Consider the following 10835-nt stretch of genomic DNA (forward strand, 5'->3'; position numbering starts at 1 on the left):
AGATCGCCATGTCGGCGCTTTTCCAGCTTGACGGTGACGAGGGCGATGATCGCGAACAGCGCCAGGCTCATCAGCAGCGCGGGGATCACACCGAAGCTTTTGACGATGGAGGTGGCGGGGAACGACGGCAGCGAGAACCACCAATCGACGTGATGGGTGGCGATCAGCGAGCCGATGATGAAGAACAGCAAGGTCACGAGCATCCGCGCATTACCGCCGCCGACGGTGAACAGCGTGCCGGACGCACAGCCGCCGCCCATTTGCATGCCGATGCCGAAGATGAATGCGCCGAACACGACGGACACTCCGACCGGCGCCACCAAACCAGTGACCGGTGTGCCGAACAGCGTACCGGCGCCCAGCGCGGGGAAGAACAGCACGACCGCGACGGCCAGCATCACCATCTGTGCGCGCAAGCCGGCGCCACGACGTTCGTTGATGAACACCCGCCAGGCGGAGGTAAAGCCGAAGGCTGCGTGATAAAGGGTCAAACCCAATGCTGCGCCGACAATGAGCAGCAGCACCTGTTTGCCACCAACGGCGGATTGCAGGAAAAGAGCGCCGACCACCAACAGGAGGAAGGCGATCAGCGGCGCGCCGAGCTTGCGCTGCGGCGCCGCTGAGAGAGGAAGACTCATGGGCGTATCTCGAACAATGGATGCAATAGCCGCGAGTATACGCACCTGAATCCAAGGATTTTAAGCAATAAACAGGGGGCACCGGCCATGAAGGCGAATGCCGTGCCCCTCACCCAAAGACAGAGCGGGCATACCCGAAAAAAAAACCATCGCTCGAACAATTTGGGTCATCCGCTGCGATGGTATCGGCTGGTCGTTGCACCGAGCCGGTTTAACGTAACGCTCAGGCAGCATTGCTCAGAATGAGAACTTGCCGTTGGTCACCTGATAACCGTCGTCGTCGAAATAGAACTCTCCCGAAACTGTCCCCCCCGGCTCTTTAACCAGGCTCACAGACCCGTTCTTCCCAAGGATCCGCTCACCTTCAGGCGGCCTGTAAGTCACGACCACACGGGTATCCGTGAGCAGATACGTTCCCGCCTCGAGTGATTTGTCCACCTGAATCGCGAGCAGACTTGCATTCTCGGTATCGGCAATGAGGCTGAAGTGGTCAGGCGTGGAGATATCGGTGAACCCTTTCGCGGGGAACGGTTGCCCGTTTACATCAGCCCCGAGATAAGCGGTCGACTGGGCAACGGCGATCTCGATACGAGCGCCTGTAATGACCAATCTGTTTGTGGCCCCATCGTCACAATTAAATGTCGCAGCCAGGTTCGGCCCGGGCCATTGTAGGGATTCAATAACCAACGTGCCGGAGGTGGCCCGACCCACTTCATCACCGGCATAAACAACATGCACCCCAGGTTGGTTGAACGGGACAATAGAGTAGGTACCGGAAGCCAAACCTTGCGGCATAGTCAAGGCTAACTGCCCGCCATCGAAAAACACCATGACTTGCAACTCCCCATCGACAAGGACGGAGCGCAGTTGTGTGGACTGAACGTATTGACTGTTGATGGTCGCTTCAAATGTTCCGGAAACCGACCCTCTACTGGCGCGTCGACCCACCGCCTTTGGCTCAATAGCAAAATGACCACTGGCTACCTCTACCGCGTCTTCTGTTGTGAATTCGAAACTGCCGTGTGCTGATTGCTTAGCACGGTCATAACGGGTCAACTTAAAATATCCTTCATCGGCATCGCTTAAAGAAGAGCTGCCTAATGCGAACTTCATTGTTATGCCATCAAATTCCGGTTCTCCCACGGTGTAAGTTCCTACCGGTAAGTCTGCACGGAATGAGAAGAACGCATAATTCCCCACGACCGGCGGCCTATCACTTGTCCCGCTGATGATCATTCGTCCATTGTTGATGGAGCCCGTCGTCGTACTGGAAAAAAACGAGACATCGTCGACGATCGCGGTCATCCAGTTAAAGCCAGGAAAACCTAAAATGTCGACGTCCACTTTACCATTCGCCTCGAATCCAGGGCTGTCGGAGCTCTTACAGTCGAAGGTCACATCCACTTTCCCGGCAGCTCTGTCCCAATCCACGGTCGCACTTCCGGAGTTGGCTTTCATGAACGCGAGATCAGAATCGTTCGTGTAGATATAGGTAAGCACTATCTCATCCGTTGAGGTGGCAAGATCATATATCTTGTTCTCGACGTTATAGCTTAAGCGGCACACAAATGTGCTTTGCTCGCTTGACGCATAAATCCAAACTCCGGCATCCACCGAGACACGAGGATTATTATCGTTAAAGTTTTGCAGATTGGTCGTTACGTGAAATGAACCCGACACGCGTGAAGCCGAACCGTCCTTCTTTTCCTTTTCTGTTGTGCTCATGATCTCACCCTGTCAGTAACTTAAAATAACGCAATACTGTAACGGCACAGCGCCGCTGCTGTTGCGAGGCATTTGATTATTACGTAGTCATGCGCACATCAGGAATTCAAGATTTGCTTTGACCACTCACAAATAGTGGCTCGAATCACGACGACATAACAAGGGCAGGGATAGAACCATTCCCGATTATGAAGTAACGGTTTCGCTATAGCGCATTAAAATTCGCGATAAGAAGCGTGGCGCTTAACGTTAAATACTGAACTATTTCCAGACTTCGCGTAGTTTCCGCAAGGCAGATTCGATATCGGCCGCTGGCACCGCCGCAAAGCCCAGTACCAGCCCGGCCCGATCATCCACCGGCGTCACTGACTCCGGCAGCCAATACTCACTCAACGGTGCGACCTCGACGCCGACACTTTCCGCTTTGGTCACCAGTTCCGTTTCACGCTCTAACGTGTCCACCGCGACGGTGACATGCAGCCCTGCAACCGCCTTGGGCATTGGGCTGCAGCCCGCAAGCTGCTCGGGCCAGCCGGCCAGTAATGCGTTGCGTCGGCTCAAGGCAGCCCTGCGCATGCGGCGAATGTGTCGCTGAAAATGCCCCGCTGCGATGAACTCGGCCATCACCAGTTGAGTGCCAACCTCCGAATGACGCATGTCCACGGCCCGGCGACGGCTGAACGGCTCCACCAGGTTGCGCGGCAACACCAGATAACCCAGGCGCAGCGCCGGAAACATGACCTTGCCGAATGTGCCGACGTAGAGCACCCGACCGCTGCGATCCAGCGCGGCCAAAGGCGCAAGCGGCGCCCCGCTGTAGCGGTATTCGCCGTCGTAGTCGTCCTCCACGATCCACCCTTGAGTGCGCTCGGCCCACGCGAGCAGTTCCAGACGTCGCGCCAGACTCATCGTCACGCCCAGCGGATACTGATGGGACGGCGTCACGTACGCCAGCTTGCAGTCCGAGTCGTCAACACCAGGACTGCGCATGCCCTCGGCGTCCACCGGCATGCCTTGCAACTTTGCCCCCGCCACCCCGAAGGCGTGACCGGCCGCTCGATACCCGGGATTTTCGATGGCCACCCCGTCGCCCTTCTCCAGCAGCAGCTGTGCACAAAGGGTAATCGCCTGCTGCGCGCCATTGGTGATCACAATTTGCTCAGGCGCACAGCGCAGGTCCCGGGACGTTCGAAGATACGCCGCGATCAACTCCCGCAGCCGCCACTCGCCCGCAGGGTCGCCGTAGCCCAGATGTTGCAGGCCCGGTTTGCGCCAGAAAGCCGCGTGCAGCTTGCCCCACGTGTCGAAAGGGAACAGATCGAATGCGGGAACCCCTGTTCGAAATGCCCTCGGCAAGCCGTTTTTTGGCGGCTGCAAGTGGTGCTGTTTGAGGGTATTCATCGAGGTACTGTGGATAACTTCCGTTAAGGCTTCACCGCTCAAATTATGATGATCTGTGGATAAACCTGTAGATAACCCTGGTGATAACCCTGTGGACAGGTGTGTGGATAATTTCTTTTCCGGGTTTCGTTTTGGGGTTAGCACTGCGACATAGGTACCGTCACCCACGCGGCCTTCGGTAAAGCCTTCGGCGTAGAGCTGGTCATAGGCGCGCATCACGCTGTTTCGGGAGATACACAGGGACAACGCCAGATCCCGGCTCGCAGGCAAACGGGTGCCGCCGGACAGGCGACCGTCGAGGATGCGCTCGCGCAGGGTTTGATAGAGCTGGCGGCTAAGTCCCTGGCGACGGTTCAGTTCGATGCCGGCGAAATCGAACGTCAGCGCTGGCGTTGATGCAGCGTGCATGGCATTGGCCCTATGAGATTGATCATTAATGGCTCTTACAACGAACCATTAGGCTGCCTAGGATTGGCTCATCCGCCAAGGAAAATCTCATGTACACGCCCAGCTATTTCACAGACGACGATCTCGCCAACCTGCACGGGCAGATCGAAGCCACCCGCCTGGCAACGCTTGTCACCTTCGACGAGGCCGGTCTGCAGGCGAGTCATATCCCGCTTTTACTCGATCCGAGCCAAAGCCCGAGAGGCACGCTATTCGGGCATCTGGCCAAGGCCAATCCGCAATGGAAAGCACTGGAGACGGGCGCAGAAGCGCTTCTTATCTTCCAGGGGCCAGACGCTTACATCAGCCCATCTTTCTATGCGGCCAAGGCCGAGCACGGCAAAGTGGTGCCCACGTGGAATTATCTGGCCGTGCATGCCTACGGCCGGGCCGATGTCTTCACTGACCACGAGCGGTTGTTACAGGTTGTGAGCGGCCTCACCCACAAACACGAAACCGGCCGGGCCGAGCCTTGGGCCGTCAGCGACGCGCCCGCCGATTACATCGACAAGATGCTCAACGGCATTGTCGGCTTCGCCATTCCCATCGAGCGGCTGGAAGGCAAGCGCAAGCTCAACCAAAACCGCAGCGCCGAAGACATCGCCGGCGTCAGCAAAGGCCTGGCACTCAGTCAGGATCCCTCCGATCAGAAAATCGCTCAATTGGTGAGCCAGGGAGTACTGCGTGTCTGAGCTTCATATCCGTCCCGTCACAGCCGATGATCATGACGTCTGGTTACCGTTGTGGAACGCTTACCTGACCTTCTACAAAACTTCGCTGGCCGATGCGGTCACACAGAGCACCTGGCAACGCTTGCTGGACAGCGCCGAGCCTACCAATGCTGCCCTCGCCTGGCAGGACGGCAAAGCGGTCGGCATGGTGCATTTCATTTATCACCGATCAAACTGGAGTGTCAGCAACGCCTGCTATTTGCAGGACCTGCTGGTGGTGCCCGAACAGCGCGGTACAGGCGTCGGCCGCAAGCTGATCGAGTACGTCTACGCGACCGCCAAACGAGACGGCGCCGACAAGGTCCATTGGCTCACTCACGAAACCAACGCAACCGCCATTCAGCTCTACGAGCGCATCGCTGAGCGACCGGGCTACATTCAATTTCGCAAACCGCTGTAAGACCTGGAACTCTCAATATGTCGGATCTCACGCACTGGCAACCGGCGAAACTGCCGGATACGCGCACGCTGCAAGGACGCTTTATTCGTCTTGAAAAACTGAACGCCGCTCGCCATGGCAACGGCCTGTGGGAAGCGCTCGAGGGCCCGGCTGCTGACCGTAAATTGTGGGATTACCTGTTCGTCGGGCCGTTTCGCGAGCGCAGTGCGTTCGATGATTATCTCGCGGGACTGGAAGTCTCGACCGACCCGTGGTTCTACACAGTCATCGACCAACAGACGGGCGCCATTGACGGTTTTCTGAGCCTGATGTCCATCGTGCCGAGCGCAGGCCGCATCGAGATTGGCCATGTCACCTTCGGCGCCTCGATGCAACGCACCCCTAAGGCCACAGAAGCGGTCTATTTGCTGGCAAAGGAATCCTTCGCGCTGGGCAATCGGCGGCTGGAATGGAAATGCAACGCTGATAATGCGCGCTCCAAGCGTGCGGCCGAGCGGTTCGGGTTCAGCTTTGAGGGCACGTTCCGTCAGCACGCGGTTTGCAAAGGGCAAAACCGCAACACCGCCTGGTACTCAATCCTCGACAGCGAATGGCCGGCAGCACAGCAAGGGTTCGAAGCATGGCTGACTGTGGATAACTTCCGGGAGGGTCAGCAAATCAGGACGCTGGAGCAACTGCGCGGCAATTAAGCGCGTTGAAGTGAAACAGCGGGAGGCGCCCAGTTTTAGCGAAAAAAAGAGGAGCCACGAGAGCTCCCCCAGAGGTAACCGTTCAGCCTGCCGCGTCTGTGCGCGGCAGACTGTTAATCCTGCTACGTATGCCTTAGCCCTCGATTTCGACCAAGATTTCGCCCGGGTTGACCCGGTCGCCTTTGGCGACATGGATCGTCACGACCTTGCCGGCGACAGGAGCCTGGACCTCGGTCTCCATCTTCATCGCTTCGGTGATCAGCACTGCCTGACCTGCGCGAACGCTATCGCCTTCTTTCACCAGCACGTCGACGATGTTGCCCGGCATGGAAGTGCTGACGTGGCCCGGCTTGCTCGCCTGTGCACGCTTGCCGATGCCGCTGCCGACAAACTCATTGAGCGGCTCGAACACCACTTCCTCGGGCATGCCGTCGATGGACAGATAGAAGTGGCGCTTGCCCTCGGCCTTGACGCCTACACCGGTGATGTCGACGCGGTAGCTTTCACCGTGAACGTCGATCACAAACTCGGTTGGAACGCCCTCGCCGCCCGCCTTCGCCACCGCGCCGGGCTCCGGAATTGGCAGCAATGGCTCTGGCGCCAGAGTGCCCGCCGCACGCTCTTCGAGAAACTTGCGGCCGATGTCCGGGAACATGGCGTAAGTGAGCACGTCTTCTTCGGTGGTGGCTAATGGACCGATCTCCCCGCGCAGCCGGGTCATTTCCGGCTTGAGCAGGTCGGCGGGACGCACGTCAATCAGCTCTTCACTGCCAATGGCCTGACGACGCAGCGTTTCGTCCACCTGCCCTGGTGCCTTGCCGTAGCCGCCAGTCAGGTAGAGCTTCACTTCATTGGTGATGGTTTTGTAACGCTCGCCCGCCAGCACGTTGAAGAACGCCTGGGTGCCGACGATCTGCGAAGTGGGCGTCACCAACGGTGGATAACCCAAATCTTTACGCACCCGCGGAATCTCGGCCAGCACTTCACCCATGCGGTTCAGCGCGCCCTGCTCTTTCAGCTGGTTGGCGAGGTTGGAGATCATCCCGCCCGGCACCTGGTTAACCTGCACCCGGGTATCGACTGCGGTGAATTCGCTCTCGAACTGGTGATACTTCTTACGCACCGCGTAAAAGTACAGACCAATTTCCTGCAGCAGCTCCAGATCCAGACCGGTGTCAAATTCGCTGCCTTTGAGCGCCGCCACCATCGATTCGGTACCCGGATGGCTGGTGCCCCAGGCGAAGCTGGAGATTGCCGTGTCGATGTGATCAGCACCGTTTTCGACGGCTTTGAGCTGGCACATCGCGGCGAGGCCCGCCGTGTCGTGGGAGTGGATGAACACCGGCAGCGACTGCTCGGCCTTCAGCGCCTTGACCAGCTCACCGGTGGCGTACGGTGTCAACAGACCGGCCATGTCCTTGATGGCGACGGAGTCACAGCCCATCGCTTCCATCTCTTTGGCCTGCGCCACAAAGGCACCGATGGTGTGTACCGGGCTCGTGGTGTACGCAATGGTGCCCTGTGCATGTTTGCCGGAAGCCTTCACCGCCTCGACCGCTACGCGCAAATTGCGCACGTCGTTCATGGCATCGAAGATGCGGAACACGTCGATACCGTTGTCTGCCGCCTTGGCCACGAATGCCTTGACCACGTCATCGCTGTAATGGCGATACCCCAACAGGTTTTGGCCACGAAGAAGCATTTGCAGACGGGTGTTAGGCAGCGCCGCACGCAATTGGCGCAGACGCTCCCATGGGTCTTCCTTCAGAAAGCGCACGCACGCGTCGAAGGTCGCGCCGCCCCAGACCTCAAGCGACCAATAACCGACCTTGTCGAGTTTGTCGCAGATCGGAAGCATGTCGTCGGTGCGCATGCGGGTGGCCAGCAACGACTGGTGAGCGTCACGCAGGATGGTGTCGGTGACGAAAATTTTCTTGGACATTATTCTGTTCCTCACAGGCCCGCGTGGGCGGCAATGGCGGCGGCGATGGCCAGGGCCAGCTCTTCGGGTTTGCGCTTGATCGAGTAATTGGTCAGCTCGGGATGGCTCTCAACAAAGCTGGTGTTGAACTGGCCGCTGCGGAATTCCGGATTGCGCAGGATTTCCTGGTAATACGCGGCGGTGGTCTTCACCCCTTGCAGGCGCATGTCATCCAGCGCACGCAGGCCACGGTCCATCGCCTCCTCCCAGGTCAGCGCCCAGACGATCAGCTTCAGGCACATGGAGTCGTAATACGGCGGAATGGTGTAGCCCGTGTAAATGGCCGTGTCGGTCCGCACGCCGGGCCCACCGGGCGCGTAATAACGGGTGATCTTGCCGAAGCTCGGCAGAAAGTTATTTTTCGGGTCTTCTGCGTTGATGCGGAACTGCAACGCGAAACCGCGGTGAATGATGTCTTCCTGCTTAACCGACAGCGGCAGACCCGAAGCGATGCGGATTTGCTCGCGGACGATGTCGATCCCGGTGATTTCCTCGGTAATGGTGTGCTCGACCTGTACGCGGGTGTTCATCTCCATGAAGTACACCTCGCCCTCGGCCAGCAGAAACTCCACGGTCCCGGCATTCTCGTAGCCTACCGCCTTGGCAGCGCGCACGGACAGGTCGCCGATGTAGGCGCGCTGCTCCGGCGTCAGCTGAGGGCTTGGGGCGATTTCAATGAGTTTCTGGTTGCGGCGCTGGATGGAGCAATCACGCTCAAACAGGTGCACGACGTTACCGAAGCTGTCGCCGAGGATCTGCGCTTCGATGTGCTTGGGATTGACGATGCACTTTTCAAGAAAGACCTCAGCCTTGCCAAACGCCTTGGTGGCCTCGGAAATGACCCGAGGGAACGCCTGTTCCAGCTCTTCCCTGCTGTTGCAGCGACGGATACCGCGACCGCCGCCACCGGAGGTGGCTTTGAGCATGACGGGATAACCGATGCGATCGCCTTCAACCAATGCTTCGGTGATGTCGGCCACGTTGCCTTCCGTGCCGGGCGTCACTGGAACGCCGGCTTTGATCATGCTGCGGCGGGCTTCGGTTTTGTCGCCCATGCGGCGGATTACTTCGGCCGACGGGCCGATGAACTTGATGCCCCGTTCGGCACAGATGTCCGCCAGCTCCGCGTTTTCAGACAGAAAACCGTAACCGGGGTGCAACGCGTCACAGCCGGTTTCAACGGCCAGGTTTACCAATTTGCGCGGGTTCAGATAGCCTTCAAGGGGCTCGGAGCCAATGCCATAGGCTTCGTCGGCACGCTTCACGTGGAGCGCGTGACGGTCCGCGTCGGAATAGATCGCCACCGAGCGGATGCCCATCTCGGCGCACGCGCGCACGATCCGGACAGCAATTTCCCCACGGTTGGCGATCAGGATTTTTTTTATCACTGGTAATTCCTCAACCGGTTAGCAGACGGACCAGAAGCCTGGTCATACCGCGCGACATTCCGTTACTGCATGTTGCCCGCAGGTAAGGCCACCCTATGACGAATCAGCAATTAACAAAAATGAGTAAAAATTGGGTGAACCATAAGTAAAACCTTATAGTTGGGCTTATCAGCCGGGACAGGAGCGCGATAAATATGCGTAAGTCATTGATGCGCATGACGTTGCGTCAGTTAAGGATCTTCAACGAGGTGTGCGATTTAAGGTCCTACAGCCGAGCGGCGGAGGAAATGTCGCTCACCCAACCGGCAGTGAGCTTGCAGGTTCGTCAGCTGGAGGAGCTGGTTGGCCAGCCCTTGTTTGAATACGTGGGCAAGAAGCTCTACCTCACCGAAGCCGCCGAAGCGCTGCAACTTGCCAGTCGAGACATCTTCGGTCGGCTGGAGAACCTCGACATGCAGTTGTCGGACATGCAGGGCTCGCTGCAAGGGCAGCTGAAGTTGGCCATTGAATCAAGCGCGAAATATTTCGTTCCTCACTTGTTCGCCGCTTTTAAACGCAAATATCCGGAAATCATGCTCAATCTCACCGTGGTCAATCGCGCTCAGGTGATTCGGCGGCTCTCTGACAACCGCGATGATCTGGTGGTGATGTCGATGGTCCCGCAGGACATGGGCCTGGAATTCTTGCCCTTTCTCAATAACCCGATCATTGCCGTCGCGCAGCCGGATCATCCATTAGCGCTGTTGCCTGCTCCGACACTCAAGGATCTGGAGACCGCGACGCTGGTGGTTCGCGAGCAGGGCTCAGGAACGCGCAAGGCGTGCGAGGAGTATTTCAAGGAGAAGCGCATTCACTTTGAGCAGACACTCGAAGTCTCATCGGCGGAGGCGCAACGTGAATGCGTGGTGGCGGGGCTGGGTGTCGCACTGCTGACGCGCCATGCGCTGAGCCTTGAACTGGCCACCGGCACGCTGGTCGAGCTGCCGGTGGCGGAGCTGCCGCTCTACCGAAGCTGGTGCGTCGTACAGGCGCGGGACAAACGTCTGTCGCCGGTGGCTCACGCCTTCCTGTCGTTCATCCGGACAGAGCGTACGCAGATCAGCGAGCTGGTCGCGCGATTTGATGGCCACCTTCCGAAGCGTTAGCGCTCTGCCAGAAGTGTGCAGTGGCGCCATCGAGGTAATTGGAGAGTTCCTGGTTCAGGCGGCGCTCTTCGGAATGGCTTTCGATCGCCCGCCGGAACGCCATGCGGCGCTGGTCTTCCTGCTGACGTCGGGTTTTGGTGCTGGAGGTGCTGTGCTGCTGCGAGTCATCGTAGTGCCGAGGCATATCCTGTCTCCCATTCGTGTGCGGGAGTACAGAGTGCCGGGAAGCGGTGACGATCAGGCGTCGGAAGCGTTACAGGTTGGTGAAGGTTTCAGCACTGCGCAGCGAG

The 10835-nt window shown here is 58.4% G+C and carries 10 protein-coding genes; 4 read left to right on the forward strand and 6 right to left on the reverse strand.

Features of this window, described 5'->3' with window-relative positions:
- From VF672_RS23380 to VF672_RS23390, 3 genes are all read right to left on the reverse strand, one after another.
- Nucleotides 1–638: YeeE/YedE thiosulfate transporter family protein (locus tag VF672_RS23380; RefSeq protein ID WP_331107398.1), on the reverse strand; the 638-nt coding region annotated here is incomplete at its 3' end.
- Between the two features lie 237 nt (nt 639–875).
- A complete protein-coding gene (locus tag VF672_RS23385) occupies nt 876–2363 on the reverse strand; it encodes a hypothetical protein (RefSeq protein WP_331107400.1) in 1488 nt (495 codons plus the stop codon).
- 261 nt (nt 2364–2624) lie between these two features.
- The gene (locus VF672_RS23390; RefSeq protein WP_331107402.1) at nt 2625–4172 is read right to left on the reverse strand and encodes a PLP-dependent aminotransferase family protein; all 1548 of its coding nucleotides are present in this window, start codon (nt 4170–4172) and stop codon (nt 2625–2627) included.
- A gap of 89 nt (nt 4173–4261) precedes the next feature.
- On the opposite strand from VF672_RS23390, the gene VF672_RS23395 reads away from it, so the two are divergent.
- From VF672_RS23395 to VF672_RS23405, 3 genes are read left to right on the forward strand one after another with little or no spacing between them, the layout of a single operon-like run.
- A complete protein-coding gene (locus VF672_RS23395) occupies nt 4262–4903 on the forward strand; it encodes an FMN-binding negative transcriptional regulator (RefSeq protein WP_331107404.1) in 642 nt (213 codons plus the stop codon).
- Nucleotides 4896–5342, forward strand: a complete 447-nt coding sequence (locus VF672_RS23400) for a GNAT family N-acetyltransferase (protein WP_331107406.1) — start codon at nt 4896–4898, stop codon at nt 5340–5342. Before VF672_RS23395 ends, VF672_RS23400 begins: the two co-directional genes overlap by 8 nt.
- A 17-nt stretch (nt 5343–5359) precedes the next feature.
- Nucleotides 5360–6031, forward strand: coding sequence for a GNAT family protein (locus VF672_RS23405; RefSeq protein WP_331107408.1), 672 nt, complete (start codon nt 5360–5362; stop codon nt 6029–6031).
- A gap of 133 nt (nt 6032–6164) precedes the next feature.
- Here VF672_RS23405 and oadA read toward each other — a convergent pair whose 3' ends face one another.
- The gene (oadA, locus tag VF672_RS23410) at nt 6165–7973 is read right to left on the reverse strand and encodes a sodium-extruding oxaloacetate decarboxylase subunit alpha (protein WP_331107410.1); all 1809 of its coding nucleotides are present in this window, start codon (nt 7971–7973) and stop codon (nt 6165–6167) included.
- A gap of 11 nt (nt 7974–7984) precedes the next feature.
- The gene (locus tag VF672_RS23415) at nt 7985–9400 is read right to left on the reverse strand and encodes an acetyl-CoA carboxylase biotin carboxylase subunit (protein ID WP_331107412.1); all 1416 of its coding nucleotides are present in this window, start codon (nt 9398–9400) and stop codon (nt 7985–7987) included.
- 194 nt (nt 9401–9594) lie between these two features.
- Here VF672_RS23415 and VF672_RS23420 point away from each other — a divergent pair, with 194 nt between their 5' ends.
- Nucleotides 9595–10545 carry a LysR family transcriptional regulator gene (locus tag VF672_RS23420; RefSeq protein ID WP_331107414.1) on the forward strand — a complete coding sequence of 317 codons (951 nt, stop codon included), beginning with the start codon at nt 9595–9597 and terminating at the stop codon, nt 10543–10545.
- On the opposite strand, the gene VF672_RS24725 is transcribed toward VF672_RS23420, so the two are convergent.
- Entirely contained in the window at nt 10499–10729 is a 231-nt protein-coding gene (locus VF672_RS24725; RefSeq protein ID WP_414705651.1) for a PA3496 family putative envelope integrity protein, read from the reverse strand. The genes VF672_RS23420 and VF672_RS24725 overlap by 47 nt on opposite strands.
- Between the last annotated feature and the right edge of the window lie 106 nt (nt 10730–10835).

This window comes from Pseudomonas sp., from assembly GCF_036387035.1.
In the GTDB taxonomy this organism is placed as follows: domain Bacteria; phylum Pseudomonadota; class Gammaproteobacteria; order Pseudomonadales; family Pseudomonadaceae; genus Aquipseudomonas.

What these genes read in the sequence shown, in the direction of transcription:
- VF672_RS23385 (WP_331107400.1), bottom strand. Translation starts at nt 2,363, where the DNA reads ATGAGCACAACAGAAAAGGAAAAGAAGGACGGTTCGGCTTCACGCGTG.
- VF672_RS23420 (WP_331107414.1), top strand. Translation starts at nt 9,595, where the DNA reads ATGCGTAAGTCATTGATGCGCATGACGTTGCGTCAGTTAAGGATCTTC.
- oadA (WP_331107410.1), bottom strand. Translation starts at nt 7,973, where the DNA reads ATGTCCAAGAAAATTTTCGTCACCGACACCATCCTGCGTGACGCTCAC.
- VF672_RS24725 (WP_414705651.1), bottom strand. Translation starts at nt 10,729, where the DNA reads ATGCCTCGGCACTACGATGACTCGCAGCAGCACAGCACCTCCAGCACC.
- VF672_RS23390 (WP_331107402.1), bottom strand. Translation starts at nt 4,172, where the DNA reads ATGCACGCTGCATCAACGCCAGCGCTGACGTTCGATTTCGCCGGCATC.
- VF672_RS23405 (WP_331107408.1), top strand. Translation starts at nt 5,360, where the DNA reads ATGTCGGATCTCACGCACTGGCAACCGGCGAAACTGCCGGATACGCGC.
- VF672_RS23395 (WP_331107404.1), top strand. Translation starts at nt 4,262, where the DNA reads ATGTACACGCCCAGCTATTTCACAGACGACGATCTCGCCAACCTGCAC.